The 23,222-nt window shown below is 67.4% G+C and carries 25 protein-coding genes; 11 read left to right on the forward strand and 14 right to left on the reverse strand.

All coding sequences use genetic code 11. From position 1 onward, the window contains the following. The first annotated feature begins 39 nt into the window (after nt 1-39). Nucleotides 40-567: a CGNR zinc finger domain-containing protein gene (locus ABD301_RS27190; protein ID WP_344313263.1), complete on the forward strand. Its 528-nt coding sequence runs from the start codon at nt 40-42 to the stop codon at nt 565-567. A 319-nt stretch (nt 568-886) separates the two neighbouring features. Here the strand turns inward: ABD301_RS27190 and ABD301_RS27195 are convergent, their stop codons facing one another. The 3 genes from ABD301_RS27195 to ABD301_RS27205 form a co-directional block, all read right to left on the reverse strand. Further along, nucleotides 887-1,714, reverse strand: coding sequence for a sugar phosphate isomerase/epimerase family protein (locus ABD301_RS27195; protein WP_344313339.1), 828 nt, complete (start codon nt 1,712-1,714; stop codon nt 887-889). Nucleotides 1,715-1,892: 178 nt separating this feature from the next. Further along, the gene (locus ABD301_RS27200; protein ID WP_344313264.1) at nt 1,893-2,825 is read right to left on the reverse strand and encodes a Ppx/GppA family phosphatase; all 933 of its coding nucleotides are present in this window, start codon (nt 2,823-2,825) and stop codon (nt 1,893-1,895) included. A gap of 11 nt (nt 2,826-2,836) precedes the next feature. Continuing rightward, nucleotides 2,837-4,948, reverse strand: a complete 2,112-nt coding sequence (locus tag ABD301_RS27205; protein ID WP_344313265.1) for a M28 family peptidase — start codon at nt 4,946-4,948, stop codon at nt 2,837-2,839. Nucleotides 4,949-5,087: 139 nt separating this feature from the next. Here ABD301_RS27205 and ABD301_RS27210 point away from each other — a divergent pair, with 139 nt between their 5' ends. Both ABD301_RS27210 and ABD301_RS27215 read left to right on the forward strand, forming a co-directional pair. Beyond that, a complete protein-coding gene (locus tag ABD301_RS27210; RefSeq protein WP_163573242.1) occupies nt 5,088-5,927 on the forward strand; it encodes a DUF3109 family protein in 840 nt (279 codons plus the stop codon). Nucleotides 5,928-5,942: 15 nt separating this feature from the next. After that, on the forward strand, nt 5,943-6,434 hold the full coding sequence (locus ABD301_RS27215) for an HAD domain-containing protein (protein ID WP_344313266.1): 492 nt from the start codon (nt 5,943-5,945) through the stop codon (nt 6,432-6,434). Between the two features lie 345 nt (nt 6,435-6,779). Here the strand turns inward: ABD301_RS27215 and ABD301_RS27220 are convergent, their stop codons facing one another. Next, nucleotides 6,780-7,451, reverse strand: coding sequence for a response regulator (locus ABD301_RS27220; protein WP_486320497.1), 672 nt, complete (start codon nt 7,449-7,451; stop codon nt 6,780-6,782). Nucleotides 7,452-7,456: 5 nt separating this feature from the next. Then, the gene (locus ABD301_RS27225; protein ID WP_279582998.1) at nt 7,457-8,734 is read right to left on the reverse strand and encodes a sensor histidine kinase; all 1,278 of its coding nucleotides are present in this window, start codon (nt 8,732-8,734) and stop codon (nt 7,457-7,459) included. Between the two features lie 195 nt (nt 8,735-8,929). Between ABD301_RS27225 and phoU the strand changes: the two genes are divergently transcribed. From phoU to ABD301_RS27245, 4 genes are all read left to right on the forward strand, one after another. Next, nucleotides 8,930-9,586 carry a phosphate signaling complex protein PhoU gene (phoU, locus tag ABD301_RS27230; protein WP_344313268.1) on the forward strand — a complete coding sequence of 219 codons (657 nt, stop codon included), beginning with the start codon at nt 8,930-8,932 and terminating at the stop codon, nt 9,584-9,586. Nucleotides 9,587-9,808: 222 nt separating this feature from the next. Beyond that, nucleotides 9,809-10,003, forward strand: a complete 195-nt coding sequence (locus ABD301_RS27235; RefSeq protein ID WP_344313269.1) for a hypothetical protein — start codon at nt 9,809-9,811, stop codon at nt 10,001-10,003. Nucleotides 10,004-10,200: 197 nt separating this feature from the next. Beyond that, nucleotides 10,201-10,533, forward strand: coding sequence for a hypothetical protein (locus tag ABD301_RS27240; RefSeq protein WP_344313270.1), 333 nt, complete (start codon nt 10,201-10,203; stop codon nt 10,531-10,533). Between the two features lie 48 nt (nt 10,534-10,581). Beyond that, on the forward strand, nt 10,582-10,848 hold the full coding sequence (locus ABD301_RS27245; RefSeq protein ID WP_344313271.1) for a hypothetical protein: 267 nt from the start codon (nt 10,582-10,584) through the stop codon (nt 10,846-10,848). 1 nt (nt 10,849) lies between these two features. On the opposite strand, the gene ABD301_RS27250 is transcribed toward ABD301_RS27245, so the two are convergent. Then, nucleotides 10,850-11,614, reverse strand: a complete 765-nt coding sequence (locus ABD301_RS27250; RefSeq protein WP_344313340.1) for a phosphoglyceromutase — start codon at nt 11,612-11,614, stop codon at nt 10,850-10,852. A 520-nt stretch (nt 11,615-12,134) separates the two neighbouring features. Between ABD301_RS27250 and ABD301_RS27255 the strand changes: the two genes are divergently transcribed. Next, nucleotides 12,135-12,812, forward strand: coding sequence for a class F sortase (locus tag ABD301_RS27255; RefSeq protein WP_344313272.1), 678 nt, complete (start codon nt 12,135-12,137; stop codon nt 12,810-12,812). A 33-nt stretch (nt 12,813-12,845) separates the two neighbouring features. On the opposite strand, the gene ABD301_RS27260 is transcribed toward ABD301_RS27255, so the two are convergent. The 3 genes from ABD301_RS27260 to ABD301_RS27270 form a co-directional block, all read right to left on the reverse strand. Beyond that, nucleotides 12,846-13,346, reverse strand: a complete 501-nt coding sequence (locus ABD301_RS27260; RefSeq protein WP_344313273.1) for a type III secretion system chaperone family protein — start codon at nt 13,344-13,346, stop codon at nt 12,846-12,848. A gap of 24 nt (nt 13,347-13,370) precedes the next feature. Next, the gene (gene mshA, locus ABD301_RS27265; RefSeq protein WP_344313274.1) at nt 13,371-14,681 is read right to left on the reverse strand and encodes a D-inositol-3-phosphate glycosyltransferase; all 1,311 of its coding nucleotides are present in this window, start codon (nt 14,679-14,681) and stop codon (nt 13,371-13,373) included. Nucleotides 14,682-14,796: 115 nt separating this feature from the next. Continuing rightward, nucleotides 14,797-15,087, reverse strand: a complete 291-nt coding sequence (locus ABD301_RS27270; protein ID WP_344313275.1) for a hypothetical protein — start codon at nt 15,085-15,087, stop codon at nt 14,797-14,799. A 601-nt stretch (nt 15,088-15,688) separates the two neighbouring features. On the opposite strand from ABD301_RS27270, the gene ABD301_RS27275 reads away from it, so the two are divergent. Beyond that, nucleotides 15,689-16,450, forward strand: a complete 762-nt coding sequence (locus ABD301_RS27275) for an SDR family oxidoreductase (protein ID WP_163571502.1) — start codon at nt 15,689-15,691, stop codon at nt 16,448-16,450. A 2-nt stretch (nt 16,451-16,452) separates the two neighbouring features. Beyond that, complete coding sequence (locus tag ABD301_RS27280) at nt 16,453-17,262, forward strand: class I SAM-dependent methyltransferase (protein ID WP_344313276.1); 810 nt, start codon at nt 16,453-16,455, stop codon at nt 17,260-17,262. Nucleotides 17,263-17,406: 144 nt separating this feature from the next. Here ABD301_RS27280 and ABD301_RS27285 read toward each other — a convergent pair whose 3' ends face one another. Together ABD301_RS27285 and ABD301_RS27290 are read right to left on the reverse strand one after the other, a co-directional pair. Then, nucleotides 17,407-18,450, reverse strand: a complete 1,044-nt coding sequence (locus ABD301_RS27285) for a S66 family peptidase (protein WP_163571518.1) — start codon at nt 18,448-18,450, stop codon at nt 17,407-17,409. 20 nt (nt 18,451-18,470) lie between these two features. Then, nucleotides 18,471-19,520: a UDP-N-acetylmuramate dehydrogenase gene (locus ABD301_RS27290; RefSeq protein WP_344313277.1), complete on the reverse strand. Its 1,050-nt coding sequence runs from the start codon at nt 19,518-19,520 to the stop codon at nt 18,471-18,473. Between the two features lie 73 nt (nt 19,521-19,593). On the opposite strand from ABD301_RS27290, the gene ABD301_RS27295 reads away from it, so the two are divergent. Then, a complete protein-coding gene (locus ABD301_RS27295) occupies nt 19,594-20,346 on the forward strand; it encodes a maleylpyruvate isomerase family mycothiol-dependent enzyme (protein WP_163571500.1) in 753 nt (250 codons plus the stop codon). A gap of 562 nt (nt 20,347-20,908) precedes the next feature. Here the strand turns inward: ABD301_RS27295 and ABD301_RS27300 are convergent. The 3 genes from ABD301_RS27300 to ABD301_RS27310 form a co-directional block, all read right to left on the reverse strand. Further along, complete coding sequence (locus tag ABD301_RS27300; protein WP_344313278.1) at nt 20,909-21,679, reverse strand: hypothetical protein; 771 nt, start codon at nt 21,677-21,679, stop codon at nt 20,909-20,911. Nucleotides 21,680-22,145: 466 nt separating this feature from the next. Then, entirely contained in the window at nt 22,146-22,760 is a 615-nt protein-coding gene (locus ABD301_RS27305) for a superoxide dismutase (RefSeq protein WP_344313279.1), read from the reverse strand. Between the two features lie 137 nt (nt 22,761-22,897). Then, nucleotides 22,898-23,221, reverse strand: coding sequence for a DUF2516 family protein (locus ABD301_RS27310; RefSeq protein ID WP_344313280.1), 324 nt, complete (start codon nt 23,219-23,221; stop codon nt 22,898-22,900). Nucleotide 23,222 lies beyond the last annotated feature (1 nt).

Consider the following 23,222-nt stretch of genomic DNA (forward strand, 5'->3'; position numbering starts at 1 on the left):
TCTGATCCTTACGTTAGGGGATGGCGGTAAGGTTCACAAGTGGACGCAGAGACTTACGCGCACCAAGGCATCAAGCTGGCGAACGCGCCGATGGCCAGCACCGAGGATCTGGTCGCGCTGCTGGCCGACAAGCCCTGGTGGCACGACAAGCTGCGCCGCCAGGACGTGTCCGAACTCGCCGCCGTACGCGCGGGCCTGCGCGAAGTCTTCGAAATCGCCGCCGGTGGCGACAACCTGGGCGCCGTCGACGCGCTGAACGCACTGCTGGAGGCGCATCCGATCCGGCCGCGGATCTCCGGCCACGACTCCGGCCTCTGGCACCTGCACGTGACCGGCCATGGCGCCGGCATCGGCGCTGAGTACGGCGCTGGGGCGGTCTGGGGGCTCGCCGTCGCGTTCACCAAATGGGGCGCAACCAGGTTCGGGCTGTGCAGCGGCAACGGCTGCGACAACGTCTACCTGGACACTTCCACGAACGCGTCCCGCCGGTTCTGCTCAGACCGCTGCGCCACCCGCGCCCACGTGGCCGCCCACCGCGCCCGCAAGCGCGCCCAGGCCGCCAACTGATCGCCCGATTGTCACGCCGCTGCGAATCCGCGCAGCTCAGGCCCCTGCCGTTGTGACAATCGGATTCCGATTGTGCAGCCGCCCATAGCGGTGCGGCGCGAAACTGTCGTACCCCTCCGGCAGATTTGCCCCCACCCAGTGACGGGTGGGGGGCGGGTTCGAGGACCAATGTTCAACTAAAAATCAAGGTCCACCTCTCAACCCACCCCCGCCCGTTCAAAGGGAGGGGGAAAGAAAAACAGACACCTACGACAATTTCGCGCCGCACCTACCTTCTAGGCGGCTGGTTTTTCGTCACGTCAATCCGGTAAGGACGAAATCAGGCGCCGGTGCGGGCTGGGGCGGCCAGGTGCAGGCGGGCGAAGGCGAGTGCCTCGGCCAGGTCGGCCTCGCGGCGTTCCCGGCTGCCGGCCGAGCGGGTGCTGACCTCGACGATCACCGCGCCGGTGAACGACTGGCCGGCGAGCTGCTCCAGCAGCGGGCCGCAGGGTTGGTTGCCGCGGCCGGGCAGCATGTGTTCGTCGCGGCCGAGGCCGGTGCCGTCGCCGAGGTGGATGTGCACCAGGCCCTCGCCCATCCGCTCGGCCAGCTCCAGCGGGTCGGTACGGGACACCGCGGTGTGCGAGCTGTCCAGGCAGAAGTGCTTGACGTCCAACGTGGTTGGGTCCCAGGTCGGCGCGTACGGGGAGAACTCCCGGCCACGCGCCCGCAGCGGATACATATTCTCCACCGCCAGCATCACGTCCGTGCCGGCCTGCAGCTTCTGCACGCCCTCCTCGAAGCCGTTGATGTAGTCGCGCTGCCAGCGAAACGGCGGATGCAGCACCACGGTCGGCGCACCTAGCCGCTCGGCCGCGTCGATCGACCGGCGCAACCGCTCCCACGGATCGGTGCTCCAGACCCGCTGGGTGATGAACAGGCAAGGCGCGTGAATCGCCAGCACAGGCACGTCGTAGTGGTCCGCGAGAGTGCCCAGCGCGTCCGCGTCCTGGCTGACTGGATCGGTCAGCACCATGATCTCGACGCCGTCGTAGCCCAGCGAGGACGCGATCTCGAAGGTCGCCGCGGTCGACTCCGGATACACCGAGACGCTCGACAGCCCTACCGCCGCGCCCGGCACCCGAACACCGTGCTCTTCGAGGTCCATAACACTCATTCCCGGCACACTCACGACATCCAGCCTACGACCCAAGGCTCGCACGGATGTTTTACGTCCCGGGTCACTCCACCCAAAGACTCCCTAAGAATCGCCCTACTAGCCGGTAGATCCGCCAACCACCAGGCGGATGGCGCACCGCCCCACCAAACCGGACTTCCCGAGGCGGCTAACTTCCGTCCAACCAGTCGAGGCGGCGCAGGATGACACCTTCGCGCAGGGCCCAGGGGCAGATGTCGAGGCGGTCGGCTTTGAAGGCGTTCATCGCCGCCTCGGCGACCACCGCGCCGGCCAGCAGCTGGTGCGCCCGGGCGGCGCTGACGCCGTCCAGTTCGGCGAGGTCGGCGGACGACATCCGGGAAATGAAGGCGACCACCTGCCGCAACCCGACGGCGGTCAACGACCGCGGCGCGTACGGGCCGTCGACGCTGGGAGCCGCGCCGGACAGCCGGGCAAGCGACCGGAAGGCCTTGGACGACGCGACCACCCGGTCGGCTGGTTCGATCTCGGCCAGCGCCTTCAAGGCGGGCTTGAGCTCCTCATCCACGTACGCCCGCAGCGCGGCCACCTGTGCTTTGCTCGGCGGGTCTCCGCGCAGCCGCTCCCGGGTCAGCCGGCCGGCGCCCAGTGGCAGCGACAGCGCCGCGTCCGGCTCCTCGTCGATGCCGGTGGCCACCTCCAGCGACCCGCCGCCGATGTCCAGGCTGAGCAGCCGCCCGGCCGACCAGCCGAACCACCGCCGGGCCGCGAGGAACGTGAGTCGCGCCTCGGTCGGGCCGTCCAGCACCTTCAGGTCGACACCGGTTGCCCGCAGCGCTCGCGCGAGCACCTTCTCGCCGTTGCGGGCATCTCGTACGGCCGAGGTGGCGAATGCCATCAGGTCGTCGCAGTGCAGCCGGGCCGAAGCCTTGACGGCGGAGGTCAGCGCCTCGGTGAGCGCCGCTTCCCCCGCCGCTGACAGGCCGCCGTCGTCATCGATGTGCTCGGCCAACCGCAGGACGGACTTCTCCGAGTAGGCCGGTGTCGGCCGGGCACCCCGGTGCGCGTCGACGACCAGCAGATGGACCGTGTTCGATCCAACGTCGAGGACTCCCAGGCGCATACTCACAGACGTTACGTCACCGGGTCCAGCACCGCTGCCGCTCTGCGCAAACTGGCATAAAGCGACAATTCATACGCTTTGGCCTGGGTGGTGTCGTGGTATTCGAACAGCGCGTCGTTGATTCCGGGCAGTTTTTGGGTGCCATAGCCAGCATTGATGCCCGGCGCGTAGAGCTGGTTCCGGAACCAGGGCCGTTTTGGCAGCCCCTGCGCGGCAAGCAGTTGGTGTTCGGAGGCGACCAGCGCCCGGGTCAGTACGGCGAACCGGGCCGGCGGCGCGCCCGCGGCCAGCTGCCGATCGATCGCCGCCTGAATACCACCAGCGGCCGACTGCCAGCTTTTCGCGGCCGCGATATCCCTGGACAACCCCAGCACATCCGTGCCGTAGACCTGGGTTTCCCGCTGCTGGAAGGCTGTCAGGTACGTGACGACCTCAGCCGCGTACGAGCCGTAGTCCAACTCCGGCACGTCCGCGCCGGCCATCCGCATGGTGACGACCCCGACCTCCTGCGCCATCGCCGCGTGGTATTTCCAGCCTGGGTCGATGAAATGGTCCTCCATGTAGAAGTTGTCGCAGGAGCAGTGGTAGTTGCCGGAGTCCGTGCTGGCGCCAATGTTTACCGACGGAACACCGAAACGGTCGAAGAACGCCGTATAGTCCGATCCGCTGCCGAGCCGGCCGACCGGCGGGACTTTTCCACCATTGTCGGCGGACCAGTCGCCGTAGATCGTCCTTCCGGTGCCCGGCCAGGCGATTTCCTTGGTCGTGTCGTAAACGACGTCATCCAGTGACGGCACACCGGACGCGTCGAAGTGGCGACCAGCGGCGCCGTCCATATTGATGTACGCCACCGCGTTCGCCAGTTTGCCGCCGGTTTCCTCGGCATATTCGGTGGAACCGAACAGGCCGTACTCCTCGCCATCCCAGGTGGCCAACGTGATGCTCCGGGCCGGTCGCCAACCGGTTTTTAGCAGCTGGCCGAGGCCTCGCCCTATCTGCAGCACGGTTTCCGCGCCAGACAGATTGTCGTCCGAGCCGTACGTCCACGCGTCCCGGTGCGCGCCCACATAGACGACCTGGTCAGGGAAAGTACGGCCAGGTATGGTCGCCGTCACGTCCCAGATCGGGGAGATCTTGTAGTCGATGTCCAGGTTCAGGTCGACGGCCGTGCCGCCAGGCCCGTAGTGATAAGTGAACGGCAGACCGCCTTGCCATGCTTGGGGAACCGCAGGGCCGGTCAGGTTTTTCAGCAGTGGGGTGGCGGCAGCGTACGAGATCGGCGTGGTGGGGATCTTGGCGATGTTCGAGTCGGCCGGGTTGATCCGAGGCGCGTTCTTCGTGGCCGGATAGCCGGGCGTCAGCGGATCCCCGCCATAGAGCCACAACTGCTGCACCGAGCCACGCTGAATGCCGTCCGGTGCCCGCCACGGGCCGTCCGGATAGACCGCACCGTTGGAATTCCCGTCGTCCTTGGGATCGGAATAGAGCACCACCCCGATCGCGCCGTGCTCGGCCGCGAGATTCGTCTTCACGCCACGGAAAACCTGACCGTACCTGACCAGCGCGATCTTGCCTTTCACGCTGATGCCGGCCTTTTCCAGTGCCTGGTAGTCCGCGACCGTGCCGTAGTTGACGTAGACGACCGGAGCTTTCACATGCCCGGCCGGCGACAGCGCGTTGTAGCCGACCACCTCGTCGGCGCAGTCGGTCTCCACGGACCGGCAGTTTTCCTTGGTGGGCAGCACTTGCCGGGTCGGCGCGGTCATCGTGACGCTGATCTTCCGGGGCACCGAAAGATAGGGATAGTAGGTCTTGATCTGTGGTTGCAGGCCGTACGAACGGAGTTTCGCCACCACGTACTGCACTCGCCGCCAGTCGCCGGTGCTGCCGACCAGGCCGGTTTTGGCGGCCAGATAGCTGTCGAGGTCGCGGGCGACCGCGACGGACGGGATTGCCTTGTATGCCGTCTCGGTGGTCCGTTCGGCGGCCGAATGCGCGGCGGTGAAACCGCGGATCACCGCCGCGTCGGCCGCTTCGGCCGCCGCGACCGGCGGCAGTCCCGCCGCCACCAGCCCGACGGCGGCCGCCGCCAGCATCACGAACCGGGCATGCCGGATAGCCATACCATCTCCCCTGAAAGACCGGAAGTCACCATAAAACACCACACCTGTCGGGACGGTAGCCCTGTGCCGGCGGCCCTGTAAACACCTCTGGTGCGGCGCGCCTGTTCTGGACATTCGCGACCGCGCGTAGTCTTTCCCGGTGGCCAAGTCGCACCATCAGCCCTCCAGCACCGTCGTCGACCTCCCCGACCCGCGTCCGCGCGATCGCGAGGTCTCGCTCGACTTCGATCGCGAGTGGATCGAGTTCATCGATCCAGCCAACGCCGAACATGTCGTACGCGCCGACCTGACCTGGCTGCTGTCTCGCTGGTCATGCGTCTTCGGCGCCGGCTGTCACGGGATCGTGGAGGGCAGGGCGGACACCGGCTGCTGCTCGCACGGCGCGTTTTTCACTGACAAGGACGACGAAAAACGCGTCAAGTCGTACGTGAAGAAGCTGACGCCCAAAACGTGGCAGCACTACGTCCGCGGGTTCGAGAACTGGACCGAGATGGACACCATCGACGACGAGAAGCCCGACGAGCTGTCGCGGCGGACCGCGCGGGTCGACGGCGCGTGCATCTTCCACAACCGGGAGGGTTTCCCAGGCGGCTCTGGCTGCGCGTTGCACGCGTTGGCGTTGACCGACGGTCAGCATCCGCTGGAGACCAAACCGGACGTGTGCTGGCAACTGCCGGTCCGGCGGCTGGAGGAATGGACCACCCGGCAGGACGACACCCAGATGCTGCTCACCACCCTGACCGAATACGACCGGCGCGGCTGGGGTCCCGGCGGGCACGACCTGCACTGGTGGTGCACGTCGTCGCCGGAGGCACATGGCGCCAGCGACCCGGTCTATGTCTCGTACGGGCCGGAGCTGACCGCCCTGATCGGCAAGAAGGCATACCGAAAACTCGCCGACCTGTGCGCCAAACGAGATAAGCAGGGAATACTCGCCGAACACCCGGCCACCACGGCCGCCCGCGCCAGCACTTCCTGAACACCGCTGCCGATCGTGCGGCCCTTGCTTTTTCTCGATGTCGACGGACCGCTGATCCCCTTCGGCGCCGCAGACTACCCGACGTACCCGCCCACGGACCCGAATCCGCTGCTGTCGAGAATCAATCCCGACATCGGGGCGCGACTGGCCGCACTGCCGTGCGACCTGGTCTGGGCGACCACGTGGATGGCCGATGCAAACGAATGCGTCGCGCCACGACTCGGCCTTCCGGGACTGCCCGTGGTGGCCTGGCCCGAGCCTTCGGCCATTGATGACCAAGACGAACGGCACGGGCTGCACTGGAAAACACGCGCTCTCGTGAGCTGGGCCGCGGGCCGCTCATTCGCCTGGGTGGACGACGAAATCACGGACATAGATCGAGCCTGGGTGTCAACTCGCCACCCCAGTCGCGCCCTCCTCCATCGCGTTAACCCTCGACAGGGCCTCAAGCCCGCCGATTTCGTCGCCCTCCGCGAATGGATGGAGGCACTTCCTGAGCACTGTTGACGCAATGGGATTCCGATTGTGCAACCTGGCCGACTTGAATCTCGGTACGACGCCACGGGCTTTGCCCACCTATCACGTCAGCCACAGGCAGGGTTTGGCAATGGCACCAAGACGTGGCGGTCGCCGAACACCGCTGAAAAGGCGTCGCCGACACGCCGTAGCGGCGCGAAATTGTCGTAGGTGTCTGTTTTTCTTTCCCCCTCCCTTTGAACGGGCGGGGGGTGGGTTGAGAGGTAGTCCTTAATTTTTAGTTGAACATTGGTCCTCGAACCCGCCCCCCACCCGTCACTGGGTGGGGGCGATTTTTGGGGGTGGGTACGACAGTTTCGCGCCGCACCGGGCGGTTTACGGCTCGAATTTGTAGCCGAGGCCGCGGACGGTGACCAGGAACTTGGGGTTGCCGGGTTCGGGCTCGATTTTGGCGCGCAGGCGCTTGACGTGTACGTCGAGGGTCTTGGTGTCGCCGACGTAGTCGGCGCCCCAGATGCGGTCGATCAGCTGGCCACGGGTCAGGACCCGGCCGGCGTTGCGGAGCAGCATCTCAAGCAGCTCGAATTCCTTGAGAGGCAACGAAACCGAGTCGCCGTCGACGGAGACTGTGTGTCTGTCCACGTCCATTCGTACCGGCCCGGCCTCCAGCGCGGCGGGTTTGAGCTCCTCCGGCTCCGACCGGCGGCGCAGCACTGCCCTTATGCGGGCGACGAGCTCGCGCGGTGAGTACGGTTTGGTGACGTAGTCGTCGGCGCCGATCTCCAGGCCGACCACCTTGTCGATCTCGGAGTCGCGGGCGGTCACCATGATGATCGGCACGCTCGACTTGGACCGGATCTGCCGGCACACCTCGGTGCCCGACAGGCCCGGCAGCATCAGGTCGAGCAGCACGAAATCGGCGCCGCTGTGATCGAACTCGGTCAGCGCGTCGGGCCCGGTGGCCGCCACCGCGACCTCGAAACCCTCCTTGCGGAGCATGTACGACAGGGCGTCGGAGAAGGATTCCTCGTCCTCTACCACCAGCACTCGGGTCACGCGCGTCCTTTCGATGCGAGTTTGCCCGTCCCTTTGGCCGCTTTGGCTGGTGTGCCAGCCGCGGCGTCAGGGTCGGGGTCCGGGCCGAGGTCGGAACCGTCGGCGACGGCGGGGTCGTCGGCGGCCGATCTGGCCGCACTGGGCAGGCGAAGCGTGAACGTGGAGCCGGAGCCCTCGACGCTCCACACGTCCACGCTGCCACCGTGGTTGGTGGCGATGTGTTTCACGATCGCGAGACCGAGGCCGGTGCCGCCGGTGGCCCGCGAGCGGGCCGGATCGGCCCGGTAGAAACGTTCGAAGATCCGGTCCAGGTCGGTCTCGCCGATCCCGATGCCCTGGTCGCTGACGCTGATCTCGACGAGGCCGTCCCGCTGCCGGGTGCCGATCGCGACCCGGGTGTGGTCCGGGCTGTAGTTGATCGCGTTGTCGACCAGGTTGGTGACGGCGGTGACGAGCTGCGCCTCGTTGCCGCGTACGACCAGACCGCTCTCGCCGCCGGAGACGACGACGATGTCCTGCGACTCGGCGCCCATCCGGGTCCGGTCGAGCACCTCGGAGACGACCTGGTCGACGTAGACCGGTTTCGGTTCCGGCAGCGGGTCGGCGCCCTGCAACCGGGACAGGTCGATGATCTCCTGGATGAGGGTGCCGAGGCGGGACGCCTCCCGGGTCATCCGGGCGGCGAACCGGGCCACCGCCTCCGGGTCGTCGGTGGCGTCCAGGACCGCCTCAGCCAGCAGTTGCAGCGCGCCGACCGGCGTCTTGAGCTCGTGGCTGACATTGGCGACGAAGTCGCGGCGCACCTTCTGCACCCGGTGCGCCTCGGTGATGTCCTCGATCTGCAGCACCACGTGGTCGCCGAAACCGACCTGCGCGACCCGTACCCGTACGGCCAGCGGCTCGGCGGCCCGGCCGCGCGGCAGGTCCAGCTCGGTGTCCCGGCGTACGTCGCCGCCGTCGGAGGCCCGCCGCACCTGCCGGGCGAGGGTCCGCAGCGCGCCGTGGGTGACCCGGTTGTCGCGTACGACGCCCATCCGGCGGGCCGCCTGGTTGGACAGCACCACCTGGTCCGCGGCGTCCAGCACGACGACCCCGACCTGCATGAGCTGCAGGCTGCGGCGGGCGAGGTCAGCCTGCGCCACCGCGGCACTGGTAGGGCGAGGGCCGGCCGGAGAGTCCGTGCGGCGGCGTTGGAGCAGCACGAAGAGCAACGCGGTCAGCGCGCCGACGACAATGCCCCCGGCGCCAGCGACCAGGATCAACGCGGCGTCCACATCCGCCAATCGTACGGGCCCGCAAGGCCGGCGGCAGGCATCGTGACCAGCGTTGCGATCAGCCCGAGGACTGTTCACCGAACGGTTCGCTGGCGTTTACCGATTCGCGCGGGATGTTTACGGCCGCGATTGGTCCGCACGATTACAGTTGGCACAACCGTACGTTCACAGTGATGAATCGGACAGCTGACAAAAATGCGCGATACCTTCCACGACGAGCTCGACCGGATCGGCAGTGTCCTGGTCGAGATGACCAAGCTCGTCAGCTGCGCGATGTCGCGCGCGACCACCGCACTGTTGGAAGCCGACCTGACGCTGGCTGAGGAGGTCATCTCCTCCGATGCCGAGATCGACCGGCTCTACCGGGAGACCGAGGACCGCGCATTTGAGCTGCTGGCCCGCCAGCAGCCGGTCGCGGTGGATCTGCGGCTGATCGTCACCGGGCTGCGGATGGTGGCCGACCTGGAGCGGATGGGCGATCTCGCGCTGCACGTCGCCAAGATCGCCCGGATGCGTTATCCCGTCTCAGCAGTGCCACCGGAGCTGCACGACGTCATCCGGGACATGGGCGAGATCGCGCAGCGGGTGGTCGACAAGGCCGGCGCGGTCATTGAGGGGAACGACGTCGAGCTGGCCACCGAGCTTGAGCAGGACGACGACCGGATGGACGAGCTGCACCGGCGGCTGTTCACCATCCTGCTGTCCGGCTGGGATCACGGCATCGAGTCTGCCATCGACATCACCCTGCTCGGCCGGTTCTACGAGCGGTTCGCCGACCACGCGGTGTCGGTGGCCCGCCGGGTTATCTACCTGGTGACCGGGGAGATGCCGGAGCCGGCCTCCAGCCGCTGAAAACCGCCCAAGGGGTGCCATCGTCGGCCTAAGTCGCGGCGGCCATCAGGGCCGGCGCGGTCGTCGGCGGGAGCGCGCCGCTGGCGGCGGCCAATAGGGACATCTGTGAGACACGGCGGGCCGTTCCGGTTGCCTCCAGTTCTCAGAGTCACACTTAGGCGACGATTCGCGCGTACGGGCGTAGCTTTTCGGTACGAGCGCTAGCTAGACGGGGAGGACGCGATGAGCGGAAAACACCGCATCGAGGACCGGGTCGAGCCGGCCGGCCAGCGACTGACGGACTACGACGGGCGCTACGGCGAGGCTGAGCCGGCCGGCGAGCCGGACCAGGACGAGGCGTACGCACCGGAGACCCGCCAGGAGATCAGGGTGATGGCGTCGCACTACAAGGCGCAGGGGACCTCTGGCTGGGTCTGACCCTCCGTAACCACGCTTTACGTCCGCATGGCCTCCATGCGTGCTCTGGACGCACGCATGGAGGCCGTACGAACGTCTGGGACCCGGTGGAGCTGACTGGGCGTGATGGCCGCCGGTTCGTAACGATTCGGTCATCACCAGGGCTTGTTTCGGCAGTACGCGGGTAATCTCCGAACACCACGGGACTCGGAGCTGCCATGGAGATCCTGCCCTTTGCCTGGTGGGTGATCGCCGCCTTCATGCTGCTGGTCGCGACCGTCGGGATCCTCGGGCTGGTCGCGATGACGGTCAGCTATGCCCGCCGCAAGCTGGAGTGGTATCGGCTGACCAGCATCGACGTGGCGACCCCGGAGCGGTTGCACATGCACGGGCGGTACGGCCCTGCACGGCCGGCCGGCGACGTGGATCCGCAGCACCGCGGCGAACTGCCGCAAGGCCCCGGAGCGGACATGCTGATCGACGGTTTCGGCCAGCCGCACGGCTTCCCGGTCCGCCGCCGGCGCCGCTCCCGTACCCGCAGGATGCCTTAGGTGTGACCTCGACGAGGTTCACTCGTCTACGAGCCGAGGAGGCTCGATATGACCGCGACATTCATCGCTATCGGACTGGTGGTGCTGGCCGCGATCGGCGCACTGGTGATCTGGCGCAGAGCGGTCACCCGCCGAGCTGCGGCGCGGGACGCGATCCGCGCCGAGCAGCGGACGACGACGTACGACGGCCGCTACGGCGACGCGGCCCCGGCCGGCCAGTCGCCGACCGCGGAGGGTGGCGTGACCGAGGCCGCGCAGGCCGCCGAGATCGCCCGGTCGCAGGCCAGCGCCACCATCGGCGGCATGAGCATGTGACCTACTTGCGGCCCTGGTTCTTGACCGCCTCGATCGACTCCTTGGCGGCCTGCGGGTCGAGGTAGCGGCCACCGGCGGTGATCGGCTTCAGGTCGCCGTCGAGGTCGTACGCGAGCGGGATGCCGGTGGGGATGTTGAGTCCGGCGATGTCGTCGTCGGAGATCCCGTCGAGATGCTTGACGAGCGCGCGCAGCGAGTTGCCGTGCGCGGCGACCAGCACGGTCTTGCCAGCGCGTAGGTCCGGCACGACCGCGTCGTACCAGTACGGCAGCGCGCGGCCGAGCACGTCCTTGAGGCACTCGGTCGCCGGCCGGGCCTCCGGCGGCAGCGCCGCATAGCGCGGGTCGCCGAACTGGGAGAACGCGTCGTCGGTCGCCAGCGGCGGCGGCGGTGTGTCGTACGAGCGGCGCCAGAGCATGAACTGCTCCTCGCCGAACTCCGCCAGCGTCTGCTTCTTGTCCTTGCCCTGCAGAGCGCCATAATGCCGCTCGTTGAGCCGCCAGGAGCGGCGTACGTCCACCCAGAACCGGTCACAGCCGTGCAGCGCGATCTCCGAGGTCCGGATGGCCCGGCGCAGCACGGACGTGTGCACCACATCCGGCCGCAGCCCGGCCTCGGCGAGCAGCTCACCGCCGCGCCGCGCCTCCGCCCGGCCCTTCTCGGTGAGGTCGACATCGACCCACCCGGTGAACAGGTTCTTGGCGTTCCATTCGCTCTCGCCGTGGCGGAGCAACACGAGGGTTCCGGTCACGTACCCATCCTGCAACAACCCCGCCCCACACGCTCCGGCCGGCCCGTCCCAAGATCACCCTGTGGACAACTGACGAAATATCCCTTTTGTCAATAGATGCCGTGCTACAAATTGCCCCCTCCCTTTGAACGGGCGGGGGGTGGGTCGAGAGGCGGACCTTAATTTTTAGTTGAACATCGGTCCTCAAACCCACCCCCCACCCGTCACTGGGTGGGGGCGATTTTTCGGGTCGGGTACGACAGTTTCGCGCCGCACGTGGGTTTGCCGGGGGCTCGGTCGTTGAGTGCGGCACAATGTCCCGCACTCGATGTCGAGTGCGGGACATTGTCCCGCATTCGATGAACCAGCACGGCTGCCCAGTGGCACGAGAAGTGTGGCGTTCGGCGAGCGGCACCGAAATCGCGTCGCCCACAAAACCGACAAAAGCACCAAACCGAAATGAGCCGCCCCCGAACTCGAGTCTTCGCGTACGCACCGACAAAAGCGGCGAGGAGCCAGGGCGGGAGCGGCCGGCGGTGGTCACTACGCTGGCGGGATGCCCGGCAGACATTCAGGCGATCGGCCGCCCCGCAAGCGTTCCTCGCTCGGCAGCGTGGTGGTGATCGTGCTGGCGTCGGCCGGCGCGCTGCTGCTGATGGTGGGGCTGTCCAGTTGGTTCGGCGCGAAACAGACCACCGCGACGCCGCCGCCCCGGCCGGTGCCGGCCAGCGCGAGCGCGCCGGCGACGCCCGGCCCGACCACCTCGGCGCTCGCGAAGTCCACACCGCTGCGGCTGGACGTGCCGGCCATCGACGTGCACACCAGGCTGATGACGCTCGGCCTCAACACCGACCACACCGTGCAGGTGCCGCCGCTGAGCAGGGACGCGCCAGCAGGGTGGTACAAGAACTCCCCCACTCCTGGGCAGATCGGGCCGGCCATCATCCTCGGTCACGTCGACACGGCGAAGTACGGCCCAGCCGTTTTTTACAAGCTCGGCAAGCTAAAACCGGGTGATGAGATCAAAGTGACCCGGGCTGACTCGTCGGTGGCGGTGTTCAAGGTCGACGAGGTGGCCCTCTATTCCAAGCAGCAGTTCCCGACCAAGAAGGTGTACGGCGACATCGACCATCCGGGGCTGCGGCTGATCACCTGCGGCGGCACTTTTGACTTCTCCGCCCGAAGTTACGAAGACAACACCGTTATTTTCGCGTCTCTGGTGGGATCGAGCTAGAGGGCTTTGGACGACGAAGTCGTCTTAAGCCCTCTAAGGTCGCGCCCAGGAGGCGAAAGCGCGGAGATTGGCCAGCGATTCGCCGCGGCTTTCCCGCCATGCCCATTCCCGCTTGATCGCGGACCGGAATCCGATCGCCAGCATTTCGTCGAAATTCTCGTCCGCATAGCGCAGAACGCTGCCCAGTAACCGGTCCAGTTCATCCGGATCGGCCGCCTGCAAGGAAACCCGGCCGGTCAAATAGACATCACCGTTGCCGTCGATGGAAAACGCGACACCGTACATTCTGGCATTTCGCTGCAGCAAGTACGCCCAGAGTTGCTCGCGGTTCTCGTCCGGGTGCCGCATCACGAAGGCCTCGACCCGCAGCGCGTGCTCGCCTGGTACAAGATTGCACAGCGTCTTCTGCTTGTGCTCACCTGGCAGGGTCACCACGATCCCGCCGGACGGCAGCCGCTCGTACTCGATCTCCCGCTCGTCCATGATGGCCGCGAGCGACTCGGTGACCTCGGCGGCGGTCGGGCTGTCAGGCATGCCACCTAGTCCACCACACGGCCCTCAGGCGTGCGCGAGGTCGGCCGCGACCTCCAGGCCGGATGCGGCCCGGTAGCTGGCCAGCAGCCCGCGTACGGTCCGGTCCCAACCGAACTGGCGGGCGTGCGTGACAGCGCCGATGCCGTACCCGACCCGCCGCGGCCGGTCCGCGACCAGCCCAGCCAGCGCGGTCGCCCACTGGCGCGGGTCGTGACCGTCCACAAGCAGCCCGGAGATGCCGTCCTGTACGGCGGTGACCAGCCCACCGACGGCCGCCGCGACCACCGGCGTGCCGCAGGCCTGCGCTTCCAGCGCCACCAGGCCGAACGACTCGTTGTGGCTGGGCACCGCGACCAGATCCGCGGCGCGGTAGAGCCCGGCCAACTCGACCGGTGGCCGCGGGTCGACGAACCGGACCAGGTCACCCACGTCCAACTCGGCGGCCAGCCGGGCCAGTCCGTCCGGGGAGTCCAGGCCGCTGCCGGACGGCCCGCCGCAGATCAGCGCCACCAGCGTCGTACGCAGCGAAGGGTCGCCGGCAACCATCTCGGCTACCGCGCGTACCAGCACGTCTGGGGCCTTCAGCGGCTGGATCCGGCCGACGAAGGCGATCGCCACCTGCTCGGGCTCCAGCCCGTACGCGACCCGGTCGGCCTCCCGCCGCCGCGCCGACACCGGCACGAACACCGAGGTGTCCACGCCCGGCAGCACGACATCGACCTTCGCCGGGTCGGCCGCATATCCCTCGACCAGGCTCCGGGCCTCGTCCGCGGTGTTCGCCACCAGCCTGTTGGCGGCCGAAACCACCTGCTCCTCGCCCAGCAGCCGGGCCTTGGGCTCGGGCCGGTCGCCGTCGGCGAGCGCCGCGTTCTTCACCTTGGCGAGGGTGTGGGCGGTGTGTACGAGCGGGACTCCCCACCGCTCGGCAGCCAGCCAGCCGACCTGGCCGGACAGCCAGTAATGCGAGTGAACCAGCTGGTAGTGATGCGGATCACGGGCCGCTTCCGCGCTCAAAACGCCGTGTGTGAAGGCGCAGAGCTGGGCCGGCAGATCGTCCTTGCCGAGGCCCTCGTATGGACCGGCCAAGACGTGGTGCACCCGTACGCCCGGCGCCATCGTCACGATTGGCGGCAGGTCCGACGACGTGGCCCGCGTGAAGATCTCCACCTCGACACCAGCGTCGCCGAGTCGCTTGGACGTTTCCACCACATAAGTATTCAAACCGCCCGCGTCGCCGGTGCCCGGCTGGTCGAGCGGCGAGGTGTGCACCGCGATCGCCGCGATCCGATGCAGCTTCGCGGGCCGGCGGAACGTACGACGAAAGGTGGCGGCCACGACATAAGTCAACACAACGAGACGGCGATCTGTTTCCGCCACCTCGCCGTACGCCCCGATGGCCCATCAGCGGCGTAGGACGCGCCTCCGATGGGCCATCTAGGGCGCCATGGCTTCAGTTCGAGTCGTACGTGTAGGTGCCGTTGTAGTTGTTGTACGCGTCGGCCTGGTAGCCATCGGCGCTACTCTCGTGCACGTCCGACACGGTGCCGTCGGAGTTGACGTTCTCGCTCGCGCTGTCGCCCGCACCGTCGGTCGCGGTCACGTGCTGCGCGCCGTCGGCGTCGATGCTGTCGTGGGCGTCGACCCCGTCCGCGCCGTACTCGTAAACGTCCGCGCTGCCGTCGGAGTGCTCATATACGTCGTACTGGTTGCCGGAGCTGTCGTATTCGACGTGCTCGCTCATCTTCGCTGCTCCCTTGCAGAGATTCGGTGGGGGACAATTCCCCGTGTTCGACATTTACAGTAAACCGGCGCCGGATTCTTTTCGCGTCCCGGTTTCGTGCCACTGACGGATCATTCGCCAACTACCGAAAGGTGAGGAAAACATTACCTTTCGACGGTCATTCCAGACCCTTTCTTGGCACGTACTACCGATTCCCGTTAGACGCCTTCCGGTGCGCGGCTCACAATAACGGTGTCCCGCCAGGAACCGCGACGATCTGACACCTTTTCGACCACTCCCGAAAAGGCAGCAGCCGCAAAGACCCAGGGCATTCTTTACTCATCCATTCGTACGCCAAATCCGTACGTGAATGACTGGCGAATCGCTGACGAAAGCAGGCGGCAAATTCTCCGAACGACCAGTTATCGACAAAGAAAACATTAGACAGTCGCGAGCTGCCACGCTTTCCCGCCGGACCCGACGGCCGGGATGGCAGCGGTCACGATCCGTACCGCCGTGACCACGGTCGAGCTGGCCAGGCCATCGGCGCCTGGGTGGCCCTGGCGGCAGCGGGTGCCGGAAACGAAGTTAGATAGGTACGGGACGGATCGTGAGGAGACAGATGCCAGGCATTGCGGTTGTGACGGGTGCGAGTAGTGGGATCGGGGCGGCCACCGCGCGGCAGTTGGCCGAGGCCGGGTTCCCTGTGGTGCTGGGCGCGCGGCGGCTCGATCGGTTGGCGAAGCTGGCCGCCGAGACCGGCGGGACGGCTGTCAGCCTGGACGTGACCGACCAGGCGAGCGTCGACGCGTTCGCCACCGCTGTACGGGAGACCGCGAGCAAGCTCGGCCAGGGCGTGAACGTGCTGGTCAACAACGCTGGCGGCGCGCGTGGCGCGGATCCGGTCGACAAGGCCGACGTGGCGGACTGGCAGTGGATGTACGAGGTCAACGTGATTGGCGTCGTACGCGTCACCAAGGCGCTGGTGCCGGACCTGGAGGCCTCCGGGCAGGGACACATCGTGGTCGTTTCGTCGACCGCCGGGCACATCGTCTATGAGGGTGGCGGCGGCTACACGGCGGCCAAGCACGGAACCACGGCGGTCGCCGAGACGTTGCGGCTGGAGCTGTCCGGGCGACCGATCCGGGTGTCCGAGATCGCGCCGGGGATGGTGCGTACGGATGAGTTCGCGGTCAACCGGTTCGACGGGGACGCCGAGGCGGCGGCGAAGGTGTATGAGGGGGTGGCGAATCCGCTCACCGCCGAGGATGTCGCTGACTGCATCGCCTGGACCGTCACCCGGCCCGCGCACGTCGACATCGACCTGCTGGTCGTACGGCCGTTGGCGCAGGCGGCCCAGCACAAGGTGCACCGGGTCAGGTAGCCGTGCCCCGCAAGGCGCCGCGACTCGCGGCCGGCAGAGCGCGCGCACTCGGCGTCGCCACTCGCGGCACCACCGCGCCCAACCGGCTGCGTCGGGTCGACCGATGGCTGGTAGCGAACCACGCCCAGTTGTTGCGAGCCGCGGCCGATCCGCTGGTGGTGGACCTCGGCTACGGCGCCGCGCCGGTCACCACCGTCGAACTGGCGGCGCGGTTGCGGCTCGTACGACCCGATGTCCGGGTCGTCGGGTTGGAGATCGACCCCGAGCGGGTAGCCGCCGCGGCTCCGGCGGCTGACCCGCCAGCACTGGAATTTCGGCGCGGTGGCTTCGAATGTGCCGGGCTGCGGCCGGTCGTCATCCGCGCGATGAACGTCCTTCGGCAGTATCCCGAGGAAGCGTCCGCGCCCGCGTGGGAGCAGTTACTGGCCCGGCTCGCGGCCGGTGGGTTACTGGTCGAGGGCACCTGTGACGAGCTCGGCCGAGTCGGATGTTGGGTGGCGCTGGACGCCGCCGGCCCGGTCACGCTCACCCTGGCGGCTCGACTGTCCACATTGGATAGACCGGCTACTTTGGCCGAGCGGCTGCCCAAAGCGCTGATCCACCGGAACGTACCAGGCGAACGGATCCACGCGCTGCTGGCCACCTTCGACGCGGCCTGGCAGTCCGCCGCGGCGCTCGCCTCGTACGGTCCGCGGCAACGCTGGGCGGCCGCCGCGGCCCGGCTCGCCGCCGACGGCTGGCCGGTCGTCGACCGCCCGGACCGCTGGCGCCAAGGCGAACTCACCGTCAGATGGGAAGCAGTTTCGCCCTAGGAGGCCACGTTTCTCAACCTCGGATCGCGCCAGCTCGCGGCACACCGTCGAGACCCATCTCAAGCGGTGTACGCCAAGCTCGGCATCGACGGACGGCATCAAATCGCCGGCTTTCCCCGCGAGAGCAAGACTTCAGGTCAATGATCAGTATTCGACAAAAATCCGGCGCTCGACGGCGTCGACGGTGATCATGGCTCCATTGGGGATGGTGAGCTGCGGGTCGGTGTGGCCGATGTCGAGACCGGTGACGACTGGTACGTCTGGTGCGTACTCACCGAGGGCGCGTAACACCGCGTCCACCTGACCGGAAATGTATTCGGTTTTTGCTTCTGGGCTGTTCTGCTGGTCGAAAGACCATGCCTTGGGGCGGCCAACCAGGACAGCGGCGAACTGTTCCAGCAAACCCCGTTCGCCGGCCTGCATCAGCAGCCGATAGACCTCGGTGGCGCTGGGCATTTCCTCTGACGTCTCAAAATAGAAGACGCAGCCGGCATATGCGTCACTGTCCTTGATATAGCGGCCAGCGGCCAGGTTCCAGCCGAGAATCTCCAGGTTTCCGCCCCACGAAATGCCGCTGACCCGGCGGCTCGGGCCATGCCAAGTCCAGCCGTCCGATGGCATCATCGGCGGCTCTTTCTCCAAGTTCTCCGGCACATCCCACGAGTGATCGATGTCGTTGTAGTCCTTGGACGCGCGCAACTCATACGGCCCGGCCTCAAAAATCGCGGCCCGAAACGACTCCTCGGTCAGCGGATGCATCGCTCCACCGCGACCGAGAGAGGTCATCACCGTCGTGCCGTGGAACGAGGTGATGCCGAGATTCCACAGGTAGTTCAACAGGTTCGTGTTGTCGCTCAGACCAAAGAACGGCTTCGGGTGTGCCCGCAACAGATCCGGATCCAGATGCCGGAGCACCTTGATCTGGTCGCTGCCACCGATGGACGCGATCACCGCGGTCACACGCTCGTCGGAGAAAGCCGCGTGAACGTCGGCCGCACGCTCCTGCGGGGTCGCACCCATCTTTCTGGTGGTGGGGTATTCGATCGCGGTAAGACCGAAGTTGTCGGCGAGCCTGCGCAGGCCAAGGTCGAACGGCAGCGGAAGAATTCCCGGCAGGCCGCTCGCCGGCGAGATGACGGCGAGCGAGTCGCCGGGCTTGGCCTTGGGCGGATTGACGAACGAACGCATGGCGGCCACGCTAGCAGCCTTTAAAGTGAGTCGCCCACGATTACCGGCTCGTTGACAAGTGTCACGCCGAAGGTGTCACGTACGCCGTCCCGTACTTCCCTGGCCAGCGCCAAAAGCGCCGTCGTGGTGCCGGTGCCGCGATTAGTGAGCGCGAGAGTGTGCTTGGTGGACAGGGAAACTCCGTCCCGGCCGTGGCCACGAGCGAAGCCGGCCCGCTCGATCAGCCACGCCGCCGAGGTTTTCACCAGCCCGTCCGCCGCGAACCGCGGCGGCACCACATCCGGGCCGTGCAGCGCGGCGCAGCGGCGGACGACCTCGTCGTAGTCCGCTGGCTCCAGGACCGGGTTGGTGAAGAAGGAACCGACGCTCCAGGTGTCGTGGTCGGCGGCGTCCAGCACCATGCCCTTGCCGGCTCGCAGGGCCAGGACTGCGTCACGTACGTCCGCCAGCGGTGCACTGCCGCCGGGGTCCACGGCGAGCCGACGGGTCAGCTCACCGAACCGCAGCGGCTCGGACTCCTTGGCTCGGCGCAGCTGGAAAGTCACGTCCAGCACCAACCAGCGGTCGTGCCCCTTGAAGACGCTGTGCCGGTAGGTGAATCCGCACTCGGCCGGCGTAAGCACCTTCTGGACGCCGGCCAGCCGGTCGTACGCGCGCACCGCGGTGATGGTGTCCGCGACCTCCTGGCCGTACGCACCGACGTTCTGGACCGGGGTCGCGCCGACCGAGCCCGGGATGCCGGCGAGGCACTCGATGCCGGCGAGGCCTTCCCGTACCGACCAGGCGACCAGGTCGTCCCAGGTCTCGCCGGCCTGCACGGTGACCGTCACCGAGTCATCGCTCTCGCTCACCTGCCGGCCGGCCGAGCGCAGCAGCACCACGGTGCCGTCGAGGCCACGGTCCGGCAGGACGACGTTGCTGCCACCGGCCAGCACCAGCACGGGCTCCGCCGCGGCCGCCACCGCGTCGATCGCCTCGGCCGCGGTGGTGACCTCGACCAGGGTGCTGGCGGGTCCGCCGAGGCGGAGCGTGGTGAGTCCGTCGAGCGGAGCTTGGGAAGCAGTTCGCACGCCTGAAAACCATAGGCCACCGCCAGCGCGGTAACGTGCCGGCATCGGGCGCGACCACTCCAGGAGGATGACAATGACCGACCTCACCGCCGACCAGCGGTTCTGGCTGGAGGCGCTGCGGGCCGAAGGTGCGGCCCTGGGCGCGGCGGTCGGAGTGGAGAACCTGGCCGCGCCAGTGCGGTCCTGCCCTGGCTGGAACCTCGAGCGTCTGGTCGGGCATCTGGGCGTGGTCTACCAGTTCCAGCGCACGCATTTCGTCCGCGGCACCGCCAGTCGACCGGACAACGAGCGACAGACCGCGCCGACCGGCCCGGCGGTGCTGGACTACTTCGCCGAGCAGCTCGCCCAAACCATTACCGCGCTGGAAAATCTCGACCCCGAGGCACCGGCGTGGAACTGGGGCGGCGGCCCCAAAGTGGCGGCTTTCTGGTTCCGTCGGATGGCCCTTGAGACCGCGATCCACCGCTGGGACGCGCAAGCCGCGATCGGCATCCCGATCCCGCTGGACCCGCGCCTGTCCGTCGACGGCATCGCCGAGGTGCTGGACACCCAACTGCCCAGCGGCCGCCGGAAGGGCCCCGATGACGCGGAGGGCGTCGTACGCCTGAACGCCACCGACACGGGCGACCGCTGGGTCCTGAGGCTGCGCGGCACCACCCTGGCCGTCCTGGACACCAACACCGTCCTGGACCCCGGCCCGGGCGCCCAAGCGGCCGCCAAGGGCACCGCCAGCGACCTGCTGCTCGCCCTCTGGGGCCGCATTCCCCTCGACGTACTGGAGATCACCGGCGAAAGCCACCTCCTGGAGGCATTGCGCACCGGCTGAGTTTCTGGCCGCAGTTCCTGCGGCGGCGCATCCGGTTCGCGTCGCCGGGGCGCCCAAAGAGCGGGCACCCCACCGCAGTGTTTCTGGCCGCAGTTCCTGCGGCGGCGCATCCGGTTCGCGTCGCCGGGGCGCCCAAAGAGCGGGCACCCCACCGCCACGAACCTGGGCGACCTCCGGTCGCCGCGCGAACCTGGGCGGCCTACGTGCGCCGCGCGGGCGAGGTGTGGATGGAAACCTGTGTGGCTGGTTTAGCCGCGACAAGCCGTAACGGCGCGAAATTGTCGTAGGTGTCTGTTTTTCTTTCCCCCTCCCTTTGAACGGGCGGGGGGTGGGTCGAGAGGTGGACCTTAATTTTTAGTTGAACATCGGTCCTCAAACCCGCCCCCCACCCGTCACTGGGTGGGGGTGATTTTTGGGGGTGGGTACGACAATTTTGAGCCGGGCGGGGGATATAACGGGCACCGGGACGCGGGGTGTCGGCGGAGTTCCCGGGACGCTAAGAAGCCCGGCGCCCGTCTGGAGGACGGGATGGCCGGGCTTCTTGAGAAGAACTAGCGAATAACTACAGCCCGGCGATGCCGGTGCCGAGGATGCCCACGGCGTTTCCGGTCACATTCACCGGAGCGTTGACGCCGGTGATGACCTGGTTGCCGCCACCGATGCTGTGCGCACCGTTGGTGACACCGCCGGCGTGCACGGCGCCGGTGGAGGACGGGGCCGCGCCGCCGCCGGCGATGCCGTGGCCGAGGATGCCGACAGCGTTGCCGCTGACGTTCACCGGAGCGTTGACGCCAGTGATGACCTGGTTGCCGCCGAGGATGCTGCCGACGCCGGAGGTCGCGCCGCCGACGGACGGGCCGGTGCCGGCGGTCATCGGAGCGGCGGAGTGCTTCTTGCCGCCCGCGACGGCGTTGCCGACCGCGTTGCCACTGACGTTGACCGGGGAGTTGACGCCAGTGATGACCTGGTTGCCGCCACCGGCGCTGTGCGCGCCGCTGGTGGCGCCGCCGGCGCTCACGCCGCCGGTCGAGTGTGCGCCGCTGCCACTGCCGCCACCGGAGTGGCAGAGGGCGAGCGCGTGGCCGAGCGCACCGACCGCGTTGCACGCCACGTTGACCGGGGCGTTGACGTTGGTGATGACCTGGTTGCCGCCGAGGATGCTGCCGACACCGGAGGTCACGCCGCCGACGCCGCCCTTGAGGACCACATGATGGGCCGTCGCCGCGTCAGTGGCCGGAGCGGTGTGGCTGGCGTAGGCGCCGGTGGCGCCCAGTGCCAGCAGGCCGCCGGCCAGAACCGCGGTCTGGACCGATCTGCGTACCCAAACGTTCATTGTGCTCCGATCTAGCTGGATGGACAGGACCGTGGACAGCGGTGGCCACTGGGTGGTGCCTGGCGTTCGTACGTGCCGCCGCTCAGGCCCGCACCATCCGCCGGTTACGCACGAAGCCCCACATCGCGCGTGCCCGACGGCTGGTGAACCTACGGATGGAGCCCCCGACGGGACACGTTCGTCACCATTCCCGGCTCATACCGATCAGCCCCTACCCGCAGTGCGTACCTTTTGACGTTGTGTAACGCCGGGACAAAAGTTAACACCACTACATAACCGCCCACAAGTGGTAATCGTAGCGAATGTGTCTAATCGGTCGTACGCCCCTATGTTCACACCAGCAACAGCGCAGATCAGGCCACCCCCGAAGGCTGTCCGGACAAGCACGAAGGCTCCGGACAGCACGAAGCCGGCCGACGGAAGGGATCAGTCGACCGGCCGGGAAGCGTACGGCGAGCTAGCCGAGCTAGCCGAGCTTGACGCCCTGCGCGGCGCTGAAGCGGTCGGTCACGTCCGGCCAGTTGATGATGTTCCACCAGGCCTTGACGTAGTCCGGCTTGACGTTGCGATATTGCAGGTAGAACGCGTGCTCCCACATGTCCAGCAGCAGCAGCGGGTAGATGCCGACCGGCAGGTTGCCCTGGTGGTCATAGAGCTGACAGATGATCAGCTTCTGACCGAGCGTGTCCCAGGCCAGGATCGCCCAGCCGGAGCCCTGGATGCTGGTCGCGCTGGCGCTGAAGTGGATACGGAACGCGTCAAACGACCCGAAGGCGTCGTCGATCGCCGCGCCCAGCTCACCATCGGGCTTGTCGCCGCCGTTCGGCGACATGTTCGGCCAGAACACCGAGTGGTTGACGTGCCCGGCCAGGTTGAAGGCCAGGTTCTTCTGCAGCAGGTTGACCGTTGTGGTGATGGCGCCCGACTCCCGAGCGTCGACCATCTGCTCCAGCGCGTCGTTGGCGCCCTTCACGTACGCCTGATGGTGCTTGCTGTGGTGCAACTCCATGATCTCGCCGCTGATGTGCGGCTCCAATGCGCTGTAGTCGTACGGCAGGTCGGGCAGCTGGTAGTCCGCCACTGGAGAGCTCCTCGCCTCGAAAACTATAGAGACTTGCTTCTGCAAACTCTATGCAAGTACGAGTGAGCGGCAACTCCCGGGCACCACAAAGGCCACCTCAGGCGGACCTGAGATGGCCTTGCGGACTTAGCAAGCGGTTACCAGGAGGACGAGCCGCCTTCGCTGACCTCGCGCAGCGCTGGCCGTACGTCCACCAAATAGACCAGCGAGGCGATGATCGCGATCAGCCCGAGAATGCTGACCGTCGGCAGCCCGAGCACCACGGTCACCAGGATGGCGGCGAGGTTGATGCCGACCCAGGACGGCTTGGTCAGCTTGCCGGCCGCTGTGTACGCCTCGGCGCGCTGCGCGATCGAGTGCACCAGCGCGAAGCCCTCGGTGAGCAGAACCACCGCGAACAACGCCCACCCAACGACCAGCTGCACCGGGTCGACGATGTTGATCGCCGCGAGGCTTGACACC

The sequence above is a fragment of the Fodinicola feengrottensis genome, assembly GCF_039530045.1.
Taxonomy (GTDB): domain Bacteria; phylum Actinomycetota; class Actinomycetes; order Mycobacteriales; family HKI-0501; genus Fodinicola; species Fodinicola feengrottensis.

Bases quoted from the DNA above. Each gene is read 5' to 3' on its own strand.
- ABD301_RS27285 (WP_163571518.1), bottom strand. From the start codon at position 18,450: ATGCGTTCGTTCGTCAATCCGCCCAAGGCCAAGCCCGGCGACTCGCTC.
- ABD301_RS27260 (WP_344313273.1), bottom strand. From the start codon at position 13,346: ATGCCTGACAGCCCGACCGCCGCCGAGGTCACCGAGTCGCTCGCGGCC.
- ABD301_RS27275 (WP_163571502.1), top strand. From the start codon at position 15,689: ATGCCAGGCATTGCGGTTGTGACGGGTGCGAGTAGTGGGATCGGGGCG.
- ABD301_RS27295 (WP_163571500.1), top strand. From the start codon at position 19,594: ATGACCGACCTCACCGCCGACCAGCGGTTCTGGCTGGAGGCGCTGCGG.
- ABD301_RS27240 (WP_344313270.1), top strand. From the start codon at position 10,201: ATGGAGATCCTGCCCTTTGCCTGGTGGGTGATCGCCGCCTTCATGCTG.
- ABD301_RS27195 (WP_344313339.1), bottom strand. From the start codon at position 1,714: ATGGACCTCGAAGAGCACGGTGTTCGGGTGCCGGGCGCGGCGGTAGGG.
- ABD301_RS27270 (WP_344313275.1), bottom strand. From the start codon at position 15,087: ATGAGCGAGCACGTCGAATACGACAGCTCCGGCAACCAGTACGACGTA.
- ABD301_RS27205 (WP_344313265.1), bottom strand. From the start codon at position 4,948: ATGGCTATCCGGCATGCCCGGTTCGTGATGCTGGCGGCGGCCGCCGTC.
- ABD301_RS27235 (WP_344313269.1), top strand. From the start codon at position 9,809: ATGAGCGGAAAACACCGCATCGAGGACCGGGTCGAGCCGGCCGGCCAG.
- ABD301_RS27200 (WP_344313264.1), bottom strand. From the start codon at position 2,825: ATGCGCCTGGGAGTCCTCGACGTTGGATCGAACACGGTCCATCTGCTG.
- phoU (WP_344313268.1), top strand. From the start codon at position 8,930: ATGCGCGATACCTTCCACGACGAGCTCGACCGGATCGGCAGTGTCCTG.
- ABD301_RS27255 (WP_344313272.1), top strand. From the start codon at position 12,135: ATGCCCGGCAGACATTCAGGCGATCGGCCGCCCCGCAAGCGTTCCTCG.
- ABD301_RS27300 (WP_344313278.1), bottom strand. From the start codon at position 21,679: ATGAACGTTTGGGTACGCAGATCGGTCCAGACCGCGGTTCTGGCCGGC.
- ABD301_RS27245 (WP_344313271.1), top strand. From the start codon at position 10,582: ATGACCGCGACATTCATCGCTATCGGACTGGTGGTGCTGGCCGCGATC.